Source organism: Pedobacter sp., assembly GCF_046462515.1.
Classification (GTDB): domain Bacteria; phylum Bacteroidota; class Bacteroidia; order Sphingobacteriales; family Sphingobacteriaceae; genus Pedobacter.
In genome coordinates, this window is sequence record NZ_JBKGVD010000008.1 from 16,019 (window position 1) to 32,263 (window position 16,245).

Sequence of the window (16,245 nt, forward strand, 5' to 3'; positions counted from 1 at the left end):
ACAATAGAAATTAACATCTGTTAATAACAGCTATTTAACGAAATGGTAATGAGCTTGGTATGGGGTGTTTAAAAGTTTTTGGAAATGGGAGCGAGCTTAAGATTAAGAGGGTTGAATAAACTGGTTGCTTTGCTCATTTGTAGTATAGTTTCTTTTTTTGTGCTGGTTTACCGGTTTGGGGCTTGGCGTTCGGGCAGGAAAGTCCGTAGGAACTTTCATATTTGAACGTCAGCCCGCCTGATGCCAAACCTTGTTAACGGCTGGTGTTTCTATTTTGTTTTTATCGGTATCCATATTTCTTCTTCTGATGTCGGGTCGTTGTTTTTGTATTTGTCACCTAAAACTTCAAAATGCGGTCTGTTGTCCAAAACGTAGTTTGAATTTGGCAACCAGGTTCCTAAAATGTATTGAAAAATTGAATTGTCCGTGTTCAGACCTTTGTAGTCAAAAACCGCATAAAGTCCGCTCGTTAAAACAAAGGTTTCCATTTCGTTCGGCACGTTGTCAAAGTCCGAAACTTCAACAGTCGCCCAACGTTCAAATTCGTTTGTTGGTTTAAAGTCTGCAAAATGTGTGGGTTGGTAAACTGCTAATGAAATTAAGTCGTTTGTCAGATTGTTGGTTATGTCTTTTCTTCTCGGTATAAAATTTTTCCAAAGTTCGCCAATTTTGTAGTTGGCAAAACTCATTGAAAGCCGCTTTCCGACTAATTTCTTTTCGCTTGTCGTTTCAATTCTTGGTGTCATTATTCTGTGTCAATATCGTATTTGTCCTTGTGAAAATCAATTCTCATAAGGCATTTTGTTGCGATTTGTTTGGTGTAGCCGATGCAATCAAAAGAAAAATCAAAAGCCCATTAGATAATCTGTAAAATAAACATGATCATTTAAAATAGCATACCACTTGTAGTTTGCTTAATTATCATTTTGGCTTGCCAATAGATAAAGCACGGCCATACGTACGGCTACACCATTTTCTACCTGCTCTAATATAATAGATTGTTTGCTATCGGCCACATCACTGGTAATCTCTACACCTCTGTTAATAGGGCCTGGGTGCATTACGATAATTTCTTTGTCTAAGTTGTCTAAGATTTGTTTATTCAGGCCGTACATCATAGAATATTCCCTGCTTGTAGGAAAATATTTAATATCCATACGCTCTAACTGAATGCGCAGCATGTTTGCCACATCGCACCAATTTAGGGCTTTGATCAGATCGTGTTCTACTTTTACGCCCAATGAAGCAATGTGTTTAGGTATAAGGGTGGTAGGGCCGCAAACCATTACTTCGGCACCTAATTTACGTAAACAAAGAATATTTGAAAGTGCCACACGTGAGTGGAGAATATCGCCTACAATCACTACTTTTTTACCAGTCACATCTCCCAGTTTTTGCTGTATAGAGAAAGCATCTAAAAGGGCTTGGGTAGGATGCTCGTGCGCACCATCACCAGCATTTACAATCTGTGCGTTTACATGCTTACTTAAAAACTGCCCTGCTCCGGCATAGGGATGGCGCATAACTACCATATCCACTTTCATGGCCAGAATATTGTTTACGGTGTCAATCAGCGTTTCGCCCTTGCTTACCGACGAAGATGAAGCTGCGAAATTGATTACATCGGCCGAAAGGCGTTTTTCTGCCAGTTCAAAAGATAATTTTGTACGGGTAGAGTTTTCAAAAAAGATATTGGCAATAGTAATGTCTCTTAACGAAGGAACTTTCTTGATCGGTCTGTTAATAACCTCTTTAAAATTGGCGGCAGTTTCTAAAATCAATTCAATATCATTTCGGTTAATATCTTTAATACCCAAAAGATGTCTGCTTGATAATTTTTCTGCTCCCATTTTATTGTTTTTTATCTGTTTTTTATCTTGTTTTCAGCTGCCAGATAGAGCTTACCCCGTCCAAATAACGTTTGTTTTATTAGGTTTTTTTGGACGGGGACGGTTCTGATAATAAGATTACTTTATCTTCTCCGTCGTTTTCTTTCCAGCTTACTTTTACTTTTTGCGAATCAACGCTATCTACCTTTAAGCCCACATAATTAGGTTCAATAGGCAAATGCCTTGAAAATCTGCGGTCTATTAAAACCATCAGCTCAACGCGTTCAGGTCTGCCATAGGCAAGTAAGGCATCCATTGCCGCACGTATGGTTCTGCCGGTCCATAGCACATCGTCAATTAAAATTACCTGCTTGCCTTCAATAATAAAGTCAATCGTACTGCTAGAAGCAGTAACCAATCCGTCTTTTCTCCTGAAATCATCCCTGAAAAAAGTAATATCGAGATTGCCTTTTTGGATATGGTCATTTTTAAGTATAGCAGACAATTCTTGATAGACGCGATCAGCAAAGAAAGCACCACGAGGCTGAATACCTATTAAAACTGAATTACTGAAATTATTGTGATTCTCAATTAACTGATGACAAAGTCTTTTAATTGTGATTTGTAGTTTCTGGCCGCTTAAAAGTGTTCGCTTTTGCATTGGACTAAGATTGGGCAAATATAATGAAAATCAAAAAATAAAGGCAAAAACTTTAAAAGTTTAGGGTTTAATACTTTGCTTTTATTCTAAGTGCTTAATTGTTAAAATCATACAAATAAGCTATATAGGAGTATTTTATATCAAAAAGTAAAACAATTTTCAGAAAATAGTTGTTTAACTAACTAAATTGGTTTACCTTTGTAGTTGTTTATGCAACTGTTGTTATGGATACTAATATAATTTCTTTAGAGGATAAATATAATTTGCTTACCGGGCGGCTATTTATGTATGTAAACAGGTACCTGGCCCAAAAGTTTAAAAATAATGCAGTTTCGCTCACGCGTGAACAATGGACGATCTTAGTTCAACTGTGGAAACACGATGGCGTATCGCAGCAGGTTATAGCAGATGAGACAGGTCGTGATAAGCCCAGCACAACCAGATTGCTGGATAATTTGGAAAGAGATGGTTATATTGTAAGAAAAGCGGATGCCTATGATAGAAGACTAAACCTGATTTTTTTAACCGAAAAAGGTAAAAAGGAAGAAAAAAATATCATGAAAGTGGCTAATGAAGCGCTGAATGATATTTCTATAGGTTTAACTGAAGAAGAGATGCAAACAGTTAAGAATGTATTTGAAAAAATTTATAAAAATATAGACACTGCCAAATCATGAAAAAACTATTTATTACAATTCTGATGTTGTGTTTTTTGGGTCTGCCCATATTGCAAGCTCAGGAGGTCAGGATCTCAAAAACATTGATGCAGGCTATTGATGCCGCTATTAGTCAAAGCACAGATTTAACTAACCATTATCTCGAAACAGATAAGATGGAGCTCGAAAGGAAAAGTGTTTTAAGTAAGTATATTCCAACGGTTAGCGCAAATGCCATGTATGGCTATTTTAACAATACCTTAAGCTTAGATATACCTGCGCTTACTTTACCACTTACGGGGATAAATCTGTTTTCGGGTGATCAAAAGTTTGACAATAATGGGAACCTGCTGCTGGGGGGTGTTACTGCTAAAGCTATACTTTTTAGTGGTGGACAAATTTTAAATGGAGCCAAAGCTCTGGATGCCAAGAAAAAAGGAACTGCTTTAATGGCCGAACCGAAAAAAGATGCCATTATTAAAGATGTGATCAACTCTTTTGACCAGATCAGGTTATTGAATGAAGCCAAGAAACTGATCGATGAGAGTGAAGTGCGTTTAAAAAAAGAAACAGAACGGGTTGAAAAAGCTATTGCAAATGGTCTGGCTATTCCTTACGACAGAGATAAAATCAAGCTTGCTATGCTGGAACTCAGTTCTAAGCGGTTTGAGATAGAAGGTAAATATAAAGTGCTCTACCAGAAAATTGCCATGATAACGCATTATAATGAAAAGCAAATTGACAGTGTGGTTTATGATCTGGAACCTATTGTACTTACCAATGGTTTAAATACGGAGAACCGTTCTGAACTGAAAGCTTTAGCGCAATTTAAAAATGCTTATGAATACGCATTGAAAAAAGAAAAGGGTTCTTTATTGCCCAATTTAGGTGCTTTTGGTAATTACAGCTACGCGTCTGTATTTGATGCCAGAAGTAGTTTTTCTGGGCCTATAACTGGAAATAATTATAAAATGAAGCTCAATTCAGCTACTTTGAGCCCAAGTTTTGTAGTAGGCGTAGCTTTAAAATGGGATATCTTTAGCGGATTTGAGCGTAAGCATAAAATAGATGAAGCCAAGATTAACATCAGGCAGATTGAAAACCAGATTAGTGATTCGAAAGAGAAAATGCAATTGCAGCTGCAAAATAATAATGTACAGTATGAAACCTTATTGAAACAGATTGAAGTAGCTGACCAACGAGAAAAAATTGCCAAAAATAACCTGAACATGGCCCAGAAGCAGTATAGTGCCGGATTGATCAATGTAACTGAACGTCTGGCTGCCGAAATAGATATTTACCAGGTCTCATTAAGTAAAATAACCAACATTGTTGAGCAGCGTAAAATGGCTATTGAAACGCTTTCATCAACAGGAAATTTACAAAACGCTATTCAAGTAAAATAAATCATGAAAAATTATTCATTACTACTCATCAGTTTAATTGCATTTACAGCATGCAACAGAAAAGATACCGCTAACAACCTCATACAGGGCAAAGTTGAGCGTGAAGAAATAGCTGTGGTAAGTAAAGTACCTGGCCGCATTCTAAAAATCAATTTTAATGAAGGAGATCAGGTGAAGAAAGGGGATACTTTGGCTATTTTGGATATACCCGAAGTGGATGCCAAGAAAGCCCAAGCTCAAGGTGCTGTAAAATCGGCGGATGCGCAATATGCCATGAGCGTGCGTGGAGCTACAGCCAATCAGCTTAAACAACTGGATGCGAAAAGAAATGCCTTGAAAGAACAATATGATTTCGCTAAAAAATCTTTAAGCCGGATACAGGCCATGGTGAGCGATTCTTTGGTGCCACAACAACAATATGATGAAGTTTATGCGAAATATCAGGGCGCATTGGCACAGTACACCGCAGTTGAGGCTGAGATAGCTGATGTGAAAAATGGAGCAAGGATAGAGCAGCAAACTATGGCATTAGGCCAAAAAGACCGAGCCTTAGGTGCTTTACAGGAAGTACAGACCGCAGAAAAAGAACGTTATATTATTGCTCCGCAAGATATGACCTTAGAAAGTATTACCCTAAAAGTAGGAGAGCTGGCCTTGCCGGGCTATACTTTATTTACCGGGTCGCTTAAATCAAGCACCTATTTCAGGTTTACTGTTCCTGAAAGTAAAATAGATCAATATAAAAAAGGCGAACAAATCGAAGTTGCCATCCCTTATCAGAATAATAAAAAAATAGAAGGGACCATCAGAAATGTTAAGCAAATAGGTGCTTATGCCAATATTGCAACGGCATATCCTGATTATAATATGCAGGATGCGCTATATGAGATTACTGTAGAACCCAAAAATATAGCCGAGGCTGGTGAATTGTTTTCAAAATCAACGGTTACCATAAACAAAAAGTAATGAGAACATTTTTTGGATTGCTTAAGCGTGAATTCGCGATGTTCTGGAACAACAGCGTTTTACGTATCTTGTTTATAGGAGCGCCCATTATGTATGGCGTACTTTTAGGTTATGTTTATAACAAAGGAAAGGTAACACATTTGCCTATTATTGTTGTAGATCATGATCAGAGTAAGCTGAGCAAAAGAGCTATTGAAATGATGGGAGATAATGAGGTATTATCTATTGCTGCATTACAATTTGACGAGAACAATCTCTCGAGGTTGATGATTGAAAAAGATGCCGCCAGTGTGGTTATTATACCCGAAGGTTTTGAAAAACAGGTCTTAACCAAGAAATACCCTGAAATTACCACCATTGTGAATACAGCAAACGTTTTAACAGCCAATTATGCATCAACTGCCATACAGGTAGTTTTGGGTACCTTAAAAGTGGGGGTTCAGTTAGAAACCTTACGAAAACAAGGTGTACCTGAAAATCTCTTGATGAGCCAGTATGAGCCTTTTAAAACAACTTTTATCAAGAAGAATAACCGCTCGACCAATTATATGTATTTTCTGTGGCCGGGTATCCTTGCCACCGTATTACAGCAGGTTTTAATGTTAGGTTTAGCTCTGTCTTTTGCGTCAGAATTTGAGAATAATACCTTTAAAGAGCTTGTTCATAAATCATCCTCTACGTTTAAATTACTGATGGTTAAAATCATACCTTATCTTATTATGAGCTTTGGTATATGGCTGTTATACTGGTTCTTTACCTGGTGGTTTAAAATTCCGTTTTATGAAAATCTGGGTGCACTAACCTTAATAGCAGGCTTATTTGTGGTTTCGGTATGTTTTATTGGTGTGCTGGTCAGTATTTTACTGCCCAACCAGTTAAAAGCTACAGAGGTATTGATGGTAATTGCAACTCCCAGCTTTATCTTATCGGGTTTTACATGGCCATTAAGCCAGATGCCGGTATGGATACAGGATATTGCAAGTATTATACCTTTAATCCATTTCTTGCCGATATTCAGGATATTGATCATAGAGAACGGACCTGTAGATCTGACTTATCCGTACATTAATAAGTTGTTGGTCATTACTATTATAGGTTTTGTACTGTCGTTCATAGCCCTGTATATTAAAAAGAGAAAAGTACTGAAAGAGTCTAAGCGTTAGATAAACATTGGGATTTTAAAACAAGAAAGCTTACAAGAGGGGGGATAATAACACCCTTTTGTAAGCTTTTTTAATGTTTAGAAGGAAATCGAATGTTAAAAACCGTTTTTAAGCTCAACATCTTTACGGATGAGCTGCTGTAATAGCGTACTTAAGCTGCGTGTAACCTTACCTATGTTTCCATCATTAATTAGTTTGTTGTCGATTTGTAAAACGGGACAAATGTTTTTGGTTGTAACAGTAACAAAAACCTCATCAGCCGCTTGTAATTCTTCCAATGAAAAATCTTTTTCTATAATGTTTAAATCGGCTATTTCTAAAGATAAGACTTTGCTACGTGTAATTCCTCGCAGAATATCTGTTTGAGGTGTGAAAACTTCCCGGCCTTTTACCATGAAAATGTTGGCTCGCGGACATTCTCTAACGGCTCCATCTTTATGGTATAAAATATCGTCAGCATGATGGCTGATTACCTGTGGCCATGTTTTTATCGCTTGCAGATAATCTATAGTTTTAACAGAAGGTACCTGTCGTTGAAAATTGTTGGTAATCAGTTTAAGCCCTTTTTCAAAGCCCTCATTTCCAATATTTAAAGGGTTTTGTACCATCATAAAATTAGGCTTGGCAGAGATGGTAAAACCGTCTTCAGAAAATCCACCTGTTAATATTAATTTGATGCCCGAATTGGCAATATTATTTTTTTCTATCAATTGCCTGACTAAGGATTTAAGCTCTGTACGTTCATAAGGAGGCGCCAAATTCATTTCTTTTGCAGACCGGTAAAAACGATCTAAATAATCATCTATAAATATGGGATGAAAATCAATGGTTTTCAAAAAATCAAATATGCCGTAACCTCTTTGAATACTCAAATCTGATACGTGTAATCTGGCCTCGGTATGATGAATAAACTGATCGTTTACAAAAATATATTTGTTCTCCATCTTAGTTCAGTGCTGTGATTTGCGTAATTTTATATCGAACAATGGTTTGATACCTATCATTGCAAGTTACTAAATAAAAGAATGAACAAAGTGCAGTTACCTGAAAAAAAGCTGGTTGTTTTCTTTGACGGAGAATGTAATTTGTGTAACCGATCGGTGCAGTTTATTCTAAAAAGAGACCGTAAAGATCTTTTCAGATTTGCTTCTTTACAAGGTGAAACCGCTCAAGTTATGCTTACTGATCTTGCTTTGGGCAATGAAATAAAGCAGAGCATTATTTTATGGGAGGCTGGACATTTGTACCGACAATCTGATGCGGCATTGAGGATAGCAAAACATTTAAACAGCTTTTGGTCCTTGTTGTATGGTTTTATGATTATACCTGCATTTATAAGAAATGCATTATATAATTATATTGCCCGGAACAGGTATAAGTGGTTTGGAAAAACAGGCCATTGTTTAATACCTGCACCGGAGTTCCAACATAAATTTTTACCTTAAAAGATATTTTTGGTGTTTATTATATTTTTCTGCTTGGGCTCTTGTACTTTATAATAATCATATAATTCCAAATCAATAAAACTACACCAAATGTTAGGAAAGGATATTTTATTAAACTTGGCCATCATTAAAACAGATTACAGTAATAAATAGTGCGGCAATACTCAATCTTTCTTTTTTGTCTTTTATCCGTTTTCATCATGATTTGGTTTTATACTTTTTTTCATGAGTATATGAAAACCTAAAACGTTACAAACAAGATTGAAAAATTATTTCTCTATATTAACTGGATCTAAATATCGTTTGCTATAAGTAATCCCCATTAAATCGTAACGCTTAAATTGTGTTCTTAACCGTTTTAAAAAGTCGGGATAATTTTTTTGCTCTTTTGGCGACCACTGCATTTCACTTAATGCATCCATACGCGGAAAAATCATGTATTCTACTTTAGCGGGATTGGCAATATATTCTGACCATAAATTACCCTGCGCTCCCCAGATGTATTTTGCCTGTTCAGCATTAAGTTCTGCAGGTATGGGTTCGTAGCTATATACCGTTTCAAGCGGAAGATATTTATTGGCAGCTAAACTATCTTCTTGCATAAATTGCTTATGGTTAAGGTAGAGCTTCTCTTCGGGGCTCATAATTACCTTTTGTTTTACTTTAGCAGCAGCAATGCCGCCTTTTTCGCCTCTCCAGCTCATTACTATGGCGTTGGGGGCCAAGCCGCCATCTAATATTTCATCCCAGCCAATAATGATTTTACCTTTACTGTTTACAAATTTTTCTATGCGATGGATGAAATAGCTCTGCAGGGCAACTTCGTCTTTAATGCCTTTCTCTTTCATGATTTTCTGCGTTTCTGCAGATTGTTTCCACCATACTTTAGAGGCTTCATCTCCACCAATGTGAATGTATTGTGAAGGAAATAGATTTATGACTTCTGTTAATACATCTTCTAAGAAAGAAAATGTTTTTTCAGTAGGCTGCAGTACGTTATTGTACTTATTCATCATACCCCATGTTTCGGCCACCTGATATTTTTTGCCAGGCTCGGTTCCAAATTCGGGATAGGCCGCCAAAGCCGCCATACTGTGTGCAGGCATTTCAATTTCGGGGATAATAGTAATGTATCTATCGGCTGCATATTTGATTACATCCCTGATCTCATCCTGAGTATAAAAGCCGCCATGACGAATACCATCGGTTTTTATGACAGCGTTAACAGGGGTAATTTTTACATCATCAGGTAAGACCTGATATTTAATATTTTCATTGCCTTTTCCCGGCCAAAGCCCTATAATGCTACCATTTCTCCATGCGCCAATCTCAGTAAGCTTTGGATATTTCTTAATTTCTATGCGCCATCCATGATCATCTGTTAAATGCCAATGAAAATAGTTCATCTTATGTAATGCAAGGTAATCGATGTACTGTTTTATAAAATCTACATCAAAAAAATGACGGCTTACATCTAAATGCATACCTCTATATTCAAAACGGGGATAATCTGTTATTGCAACTGAAGGGACGTTAAGCTCGTTCTTTTTTTCGGTAGGTAATAACTGTATGAGGGTTTGAATACCATAAAAAACTCCCGATTTAGAAGTTCCGGTAATAGAAATATTTTTTGATGAGGTACCCAGAACATAGGCATTGTCAAACTCAATTACTTTGGTATTAACTGCTAAAGAAATATAATTAGCTTCGGGTTTAACATTAGTAATTGTAAGCTTAAACTGAAGATACTTTTGTAAATAATCGTTAAAAAAAACTGCTGCGCTTTTTAAAGAATCATTTTCAATAACAATTCTCGTCTGGTTGTTAATGGTAAAACCTTTTTGTTGCGGCTCTGCTTTTACATAAACAGGTTTAGGAATAATGTTTATTTGTGCTGTTGATAAGAGTACATTAGCCAACATCAACCCGGTTAAGACAAATTTCTTCATATTCAAAAATAGTATTTATTTATGGGCATACAATTGTTGATTGAATGTTTTTGAGTTTTTATGCTGTTTTTTGCGCTTATAAGGTGGCAAATACAGTAGGTTTTGTATTGACCTGATTGAGCGAATTAATTAGCAGGGAAATGAACCAAATAAGCTTATGAGCGAAAGCAGGGACATAGTAATCGATGACTCGGAAATGCCAGCAATATATAAACAAAAAAGCCCCGACGAATGTCGAGGCTTAATATTTATTGGATTCTTAAAGAATTAGCCTTTAGCTTTTTTCTCTTCGCCTTCCATTTGAGATTTCAATTGGGCTAGAACATCTAGATCACCTAATGTAGATTTCTCTACTGAATCTTTCACTTTTTTAACTGCTGAGTTAGCGGCTTTAGCCTCTTTTTTCTTAGCTGCTTTTTCTTCAGCTACGGCTTCAGCTTTAGCTTCTTCCCAAATACGAGCGTGAGAAACTACGATACGTTTAGCATCTTTGTTAAACTCGATGATTTTGAAATCAGCAACCTCTTCTGCTTTTAATACAGAACCATCTTCTTTAGCCATGTGTTTTGTTGGTACAAAACCTTCAACTCCGTATGGTAACGCAATCACTGCACCTTTATCAGTTACTTTAATTACTGTACCTTGGTGAATTGAATCTAAAGTGAAAATGGTTTCGAAAGTATCCCAAGGGTTTTCCTCTAATTGTTTGTGACCTAAAGATAATTTGCGGTTCTCAACATCAAGTTCTAAAACTACAACATCTAATGTATCACCAACTTTGGTAAACTCGTTAGGGTGATTGATTTTTTTGCTCCAAGAAAGATCAGAAATGTGGATTAACCCATCAATTCCTTCTTCAATTTCAACAAATACACCAAAGTTAGTCATGTTTTTAACAACAGCTTGGTGTTTGCTTCCAACTGGATATTTCTCAGCAACATTTTGCCATGGATCTTGAGTTAATTGTTTAATACCCAAGCTCATTTTGCGCTCATCGCGGTCTAAAGTTAATACTTCAGCTTCGATTTCGTCACCAACTTTTAAGAACTCTTGCGGAGAACGTAAGTTTTGTGACCAGCTCATTTCTGAAACGTGGATTAAACCTTCAACACCTGGGATGATTTCTAAGAAAGCACCGTAATCTGCAACAGTTACGATTTTTCCTTTTACTTTAGAACCAACCTGGATAGCCGAATCTAAGTTCTCCCAAGGATGAGAAGTTAATTGTTTTAAACCTAAAGCGATACGTTTTTTCTCATCATCAAAATCTAAAACAACAACGTTGATTTTCTGATCTAATGATAATACTTCTTTAGGGTGGTCTATACGGCCCCAAGAGATATCAGTGATGTGCAATAAGCCATCTACGCCACCAAGATCGATGAATACACCGAAATCAGTGATGTTTTTAACTGTACCTTCAAGTACCTGACCTTTTTCTAATTTAGAAACGATTTCTACTTTTTGGCTTTCTAAATCGTCTTCAATTAATACTTTATGAGAAACTACAACGTTTTTGAACTCGTGGTTAATTTTAACCACTTTGAATTCCATAGTTTTACCTACGTAAACATCGTAATCACGGATTGGTTTAATGTCAATCTGAGAGCCTGGTAAGAATGCCTCAACTCCCATGATATCAACGATAAGACCACCTTTAGTACGTGATTTAACGTAACCATTGATGATCGTGTCATTGTCAAGGGCTTCGTTGATGGTTTCCCAAGAACGTTGCGTTTTAGCTCTCTTACGAGATAGGATTAACTGGCCATTAGCATCTTCAGGTGCTTCTACAAACACGTCAACTTTATCGCCAATTTTCAAATCAGGAAGATCACGGAACTCAGAAGCAGATACTAAACCGTCTGATTTAAAACCAACGTTTAATACTACGTCTTTGTTGTTGATTGATACTACTGTACCAGAAATGATCTCACCTTGAGTGATTTGATTGAAAGTATCTGAATACATTGCCTCAAACTTTTTACGGTCTTCTTCATTGTAGTTACCAAATACTTTTTCGTCAGCATCCCAATCAAAATCTTCAGATGGGGTAGCTAATTGTGATTTGATCTGTTCGATCGATACTGAATCAGCTTCTGATTCAATAGTTTCTTTTTGGTTCAAACGGGCGTCTGCACCTTGTAGTTCGGCTTTTTTAGCCTCTAGTTCTTTTTCTGCTACTTGTTTTTTAGCCATTAATTAATTATCTCCTTTTTCCCTGTTTAGGGACCGCAAAGGTACGGATAATTTTAATAAAGCAAAAGATTTTTGAAATAAATATGGCTGATATTTAGTGGGTTACTTGGGCTATCCAGATTTTATTTTTTAAATAAATCAATAGCTTAATCATATTGTGATAGGCTACAGGGTAACATTTACCCGGTTTGTGGTTTTATATATATGCGTCTAAACGCATTGGATACAGCTTGATGCATAATGGTTGCATGGTTTTCTAAAGGTAAATAGTCAAAATATACGCTTACATTTTTTCTTTTCAGACTTTTGATCTTATCAGCAAGTACATTGGCATCTACTTCCATTACGCGTGGAACCACAGTAGGTGTTATGCCTTCTTTACCTACACCTATATAAATGTCTGTATGCTCAAAATCGGAAACGGGTTGATTGAGCAAGGAACCATTATCCCACCATAAGCTTGGGCTAATGATAATATATTTATTGAATAATTTAGGTTTGTTAAATAGGATATTTGTTGCCAATAATCCGCCCAAGGACTGCCCAATAATGGTCCTGATATGGTTGGTGCTGTATTTAGTCTGGATATAGGGCTGTAATTCTTTTTCAATGAATGCTATAAAATTATTGGAATGCCCAGTAGTGGGGTATGCTTTTTTATCTGCCTCTATAGTGGTAGGGAAAGTAAAATCTCTTCTTCTATCAACTGTGGCAATACCAACCACAATTGATTTTGGCATATAATTAACCCATTCAAAGCTACTGAATTGAACGAGGCCGGCAACATGGATGAAATCCTCATCGGCAGAGCCATCTAATAAATAGATAACGGGATATTTTACAGTATCTTTTGGATTGTATCCTTCTGGTAGATAGATATTTAATTTCCTTTTTTCATTGAGTTCTTTTGATTGGATTTCGTCAATTTGACCAATTACAAATGGTTTGGCCTTATTTGTTTGTGCAAAAATTGAGCTTGTAAGAAAAGCTAAAAAGAAAGTGGTCAGTATTTTATTCATTTGTAATGTTTGTCAATTTAGTTTGACACAAAGCTCAAGATAGGGGCATTTTATATGCTTACTTAGACCAAATGGGCTGATTTGTTCTGTCAAATTTAATTTCTTTTGCATTAGCCAAGAATGAGCGCTCAAAGGAGCTTGATTGTGTAAAGTCTTTTAATTCTGCAATTATTTTATCTAAGACCTGAGCATGCGATAAGTTTTTAGAAAATTCTTCAGGAAGTTTAAAATAAGTGTTTTTCGGGATGAAGTCATTACGTATTTCTGTACGGTTGCCCTTGCTGTAAGTGTTTTTACCTATTAAACAAAGCATATATTCTTTGTTTCCTTTAAGATCATCTCCTTCAAAAAGTCCGATTTCAAATTTTGAAATTTCAACTTTGGGTTGATTCTGTTTACAAACATCAATTAGCCAATCATGAATATTTTTAAAATTCGAATGTAAAATGGGTGGAGGTGTTTCCATGTCAACTGAAACTTGAGAAGCTACGATTTTTGCAGCTATTTTTTCTCCTTCATGCTTTTTCCCGGGTGAATTACATGCCATAATTAAAAGTGAGAGATAAATAATTTTGTTGATTTTCATAATAAGACCTTTATAGATAAATAAGGTATATAAATTTATAGATAAATAAGGTACATATAAAATAATTTTATGATTTTGTTGCAATAAGAATGGTATGTGTATCTGTTTCAATCCCTGACTTTTTAAATTCTACATTCAATATCTGTATATCCTGAAATTTATGAGCTGTTAATTGCTGGGTCAGTTCTGTTAAACGATGAAAATAAAAATAGATTCTGTTGCCGTTACGGCCTGTTTGGTAGCCTGATTTATTGGGATTACCTTTAACGAAGCTTAAATAGAGCAATCCCTTGTTATTCAATAATTCGTAACAATCCGCAATTAATTTAACTACATCTGTATGCGAAAGATAGGGCAAGCAAAAACCACAGACGATACCGCTATACTTCGTTTCTATTTTACTGATCTGCCTGCTGTCCATTACGGCAAAATTTGCTGTAGGATTATTCTTTTTGGCAAGCTGAACCATATTTGGTGCAATATCAATCCCAAAAATATCAAAATCGGGCCGTTTAGATAAAAGATATTTTGTGATGTTTCCAGGACCGCAACCAATTTCTAACAATTTTGCATTCTTCTGGCTAATAGAACTACATATCAGATCATAAGATTCATTATAAAGATCTAAATCCATAAACTTATCCTCATATAATGTTGCTACCTTATTCCACGTATCAAAGGTTTCTTGGTATTTATCCATTTAAATTATAGCCTATTGGTATAAAGATAGTATTTTCTTTGATGGCGGGCATAATTAAAGCTAAGTGCTCAACGTGTTTACGGTTTGAGCAAGTTGTTTTTCTAAATCTCCCGCATCTGTGTAAATGATTCTAAAATCGGCGATCCCTGAAACCGTTGTTGAATGTTCTGCATTTGCCTTGCGCATATAGATAATTGGTTTGCCTTTTGCTTTTGCGTAACCAACTTCTATGCCTATGCCAATACCTTTTTCTGATGTTTCTGCTATAAGCAGATTACAACTATCTATATCTGCCATAGCCTGTGCCATCATCTGTGCTTCTTGATCGGAATGGAAGAGATACTGATCCACAAATACGATTGATTCTATGCCAAACTTCTTTAAAGTATGCACAATTGCCGTAATCTCAGTATCCATTGATTTTCTTTTGCTAAAACTGACCGAGATATATGCCCGCATAACTTATATTTTATCTAAAACGTGTTTGGTAAGCTCGTTCTCTGTATTGCCTGTATTCAAGGTTGTAGCGGGTTCAAATAACATAATAAGCACTTCTTCTTCTGCAACCGGCCTATGCTCTACACCTTTTGGAACAATGATGAATTCATTTTCGTTTATTATAACTGTTCTATCACGGTATTCCATCTTGAAACTTCCTTTTACAACGAAAAACAGTTCATCTTCATGATCATGTTTATGCCATACAAACTCGCCTTTGAGCTTAGCAAGTTTTACATGCTGACCATTAAGTTCACCAACAATTTTAGGCGACCAGTGCTCATTAAATAATGCAAATTTCTCCTCAAGATTTACTTTTTCCATGTTTTCGTTGCTTAAATAACCATTTTTGTATTTTATCGTTTGTTAAAAATGGAATTACAATATTGTTATGTTGAAGATAGGTAAAAGTTGTAAAAATCAGGTTTTTATTGCCCTTAAGTTTGTGGTATAATTCTACACTTCCCGCATAGGGATTTTCTTGATCTTCGGTTCCATGTATAAGCCAAATGTTTTTGCCCTTAAATTTGTTTAAGGCCGATAAATCAGGAACTGCTGCCACCGAAACCATCGCGGCAAATTTATCAGGCTCAATGCACATTAAGTTTTGTGCTGTTGATGCTCCCATTGAATATCCAATTAGATAAATCTTATTTTGATCAATATCAGGATATTCTTTTTCGATTTGTCCAATAAGTTTTAATAGTTCAAAAACATCTTCTGAAGGTTTTGAAATCAAGACACCGTTGCTGTCCGTTTCATAATTTGAGGAACGTTTGCTGAACTGTGGCGCCAATACATAGCATGGATATTGTTCACTAATTTCGTCCCTTAACCAAATCCTTGCAAAAGGTTCCAGTTGATCTTCATTGTTGTCACCAATTCTTGAGGAATTGTGAAAGGTAATTACCAAAGGGTATTTTGTTTTTTCGTTTGTGTGTTTAGGGGACAGCAAGCGATAGGGTATGGTTGCATTTCCGCTTTTATAAATCCCTTTTTGAAACTTATCGGTATTTAAACTATTTAATAATTTTCTATTGTTTGTAAAAGAAAGGCTGTCAATTTTAGTAGGATCGTATTTTTGATGCTGTCCGAAAGAAAAGCTTGTGAAAAAGCATAAAAAGATGATTTTCAGGAGTGGAAAAATATAATGTTTATACATTATTGT

The 16,245-nt window shown here is 36.0% G+C and carries 17 protein-coding genes; 5 read left to right on the forward strand and 12 right to left on the reverse strand.

The genetic code is table 11. From position 1 onward, the window contains the following. Window positions 1-269: 269 nt before the first annotated feature. The 3 genes from ACLHG9_RS08070 to pyrR all read right to left on the reverse strand — a co-directional run bounded on the left by ACLHG9_RS08070 (window position 270) and on the right by pyrR (window position 2,490). A complete protein-coding gene (locus ACLHG9_RS08070; RefSeq protein ID WP_410220989.1) occupies window positions 270-746 on the reverse strand; it encodes a GyrI-like domain-containing protein in 477 nt (158 codons plus the stop codon). A gap of 168 nt (window positions 747-914) precedes the next feature. Continuing rightward, a complete protein-coding gene (locus tag ACLHG9_RS08075) occupies window positions 915-1,850 on the reverse strand; it encodes an aspartate carbamoyltransferase catalytic subunit (protein ID WP_410220990.1) in 936 nt (311 codons plus the stop codon). A 79-nt stretch (window positions 1,851-1,929) separates the two neighbouring features. Beyond that, entirely contained in the window at window positions 1,930-2,490 is a 561-nt protein-coding gene (gene pyrR, locus ACLHG9_RS08080) for a bifunctional pyr operon transcriptional regulator/uracil phosphoribosyltransferase PyrR (protein ID WP_410220991.1), read from the reverse strand. Window positions 2,491-2,714: 224 nt separating this feature from the next. On the opposite strand from pyrR, the gene ACLHG9_RS08085 reads away from it, so the two are divergent. Genes ACLHG9_RS08085 through ACLHG9_RS08100 form a run of 4 tightly spaced genes read left to right on the forward strand, consistent with a single transcriptional unit; the run spans window position 2,715 to window position 6,681 of the window. Then, window positions 2,715-3,167 carry a MarR family winged helix-turn-helix transcriptional regulator gene (locus ACLHG9_RS08085; RefSeq protein ID WP_410220992.1) on the forward strand — a complete coding sequence of 151 codons (453 nt, stop codon included), beginning with the start codon at window positions 2,715-2,717 and terminating at the stop codon, window positions 3,165-3,167. After that, window positions 3,164-4,552 carry a TolC family protein gene (locus ACLHG9_RS08090; RefSeq protein ID WP_410220993.1) on the forward strand — a complete coding sequence of 463 codons (1,389 nt, stop codon included), beginning with the start codon at window positions 3,164-3,166 and terminating at the stop codon, window positions 4,550-4,552. Before ACLHG9_RS08085 ends, ACLHG9_RS08090 begins: the two co-directional genes overlap by 4 nt. A gap of 3 nt (window positions 4,553-4,555) precedes the next feature. After that, window positions 4,556-5,518, forward strand: coding sequence for an HlyD family secretion protein (locus ACLHG9_RS08095; RefSeq protein ID WP_410220994.1), 963 nt, complete (start codon window positions 4,556-4,558; stop codon window positions 5,516-5,518). After that, window positions 5,518-6,681, forward strand: a complete 1,164-nt coding sequence (locus tag ACLHG9_RS08100; RefSeq protein WP_410220995.1) for an ABC transporter permease — start codon at window positions 5,518-5,520, stop codon at window positions 6,679-6,681. The genes ACLHG9_RS08095 and ACLHG9_RS08100 overlap by 1 nt, the downstream gene beginning before the upstream one ends. 95 nt (window positions 6,682-6,776) lie before the next feature. Here the strand turns inward: ACLHG9_RS08100 and ACLHG9_RS08105 are convergent, their stop codons facing one another. Beyond that, entirely contained in the window at window positions 6,777-7,625 is an 849-nt protein-coding gene (locus ACLHG9_RS08105; protein WP_410220996.1) for an aminotransferase class IV, read from the reverse strand. A gap of 81 nt (window positions 7,626-7,706) precedes the next feature. On the opposite strand from ACLHG9_RS08105, the gene ACLHG9_RS08110 reads away from it, so the two are divergent. Further along, window positions 7,707-8,126 (forward strand): thiol-disulfide oxidoreductase DCC family protein, encoded by a 420-nt coding sequence (locus tag ACLHG9_RS08110; RefSeq protein ID WP_410220997.1) that lies wholly within the window; start codon window positions 7,707-7,709, stop codon window positions 8,124-8,126. A 269-nt stretch (window positions 8,127-8,395) separates the two neighbouring features. Here ACLHG9_RS08110 and ACLHG9_RS08115 read toward each other — a convergent pair whose 3' ends face one another. The 8 genes from ACLHG9_RS08115 to ACLHG9_RS08150 all read right to left on the reverse strand — a co-directional run bounded on the left by ACLHG9_RS08115 (window position 8,396) and on the right by ACLHG9_RS08150 (window position 16,239). Further along, window positions 8,396-10,075, reverse strand: coding sequence for a beta-N-acetylhexosaminidase (locus tag ACLHG9_RS08115; RefSeq protein ID WP_410220998.1), 1,680 nt, complete (start codon window positions 10,073-10,075; stop codon window positions 8,396-8,398). 267 nt (window positions 10,076-10,342) lie between these two features. Further along, window positions 10,343-12,274, reverse strand: a complete 1,932-nt coding sequence (gene rpsA, locus ACLHG9_RS08120) for a 30S ribosomal protein S1 (RefSeq protein WP_410220999.1) — start codon at window positions 12,272-12,274, stop codon at window positions 10,343-10,345. A gap of 179 nt (window positions 12,275-12,453) precedes the next feature. Beyond that, window positions 12,454-13,293, reverse strand: a complete 840-nt coding sequence (locus ACLHG9_RS08125; RefSeq protein ID WP_410221000.1) for an alpha/beta hydrolase — start codon at window positions 13,291-13,293, stop codon at window positions 12,454-12,456. A 58-nt stretch (window positions 13,294-13,351) separates the two neighbouring features. Beyond that, window positions 13,352-13,879, reverse strand: a complete 528-nt coding sequence (locus ACLHG9_RS08130) for a hypothetical protein (protein WP_410221001.1) — start codon at window positions 13,877-13,879, stop codon at window positions 13,352-13,354. Window positions 13,880-13,946: 67 nt separating this feature from the next. Next, window positions 13,947-14,579, reverse strand: coding sequence for a class I SAM-dependent DNA methyltransferase (locus ACLHG9_RS08135; RefSeq protein WP_410221002.1), 633 nt, complete (start codon window positions 14,577-14,579; stop codon window positions 13,947-13,949). 60 nt (window positions 14,580-14,639) lie between these two features. Next, entirely contained in the window at window positions 14,640-15,038 is a 399-nt protein-coding gene (locus tag ACLHG9_RS08140; protein WP_410221003.1) for a nucleoside 2-deoxyribosyltransferase, read from the reverse strand. A 3-nt stretch (window positions 15,039-15,041) separates the two neighbouring features. Then, window positions 15,042-15,401: a cupin domain-containing protein gene (locus tag ACLHG9_RS08145; protein ID WP_410221004.1), complete on the reverse strand. Its 360-nt coding sequence runs from the start codon at window positions 15,399-15,401 to the stop codon at window positions 15,042-15,044. After that, window positions 15,382-16,239, reverse strand: a complete 858-nt coding sequence (locus ACLHG9_RS08150) for an alpha/beta fold hydrolase (protein ID WP_410221005.1) — start codon at window positions 16,237-16,239, stop codon at window positions 15,382-15,384. The genes ACLHG9_RS08145 and ACLHG9_RS08150 overlap by 20 nt, the downstream gene beginning before the upstream one ends. Window positions 16,240-16,245 lie beyond the last annotated feature (6 nt).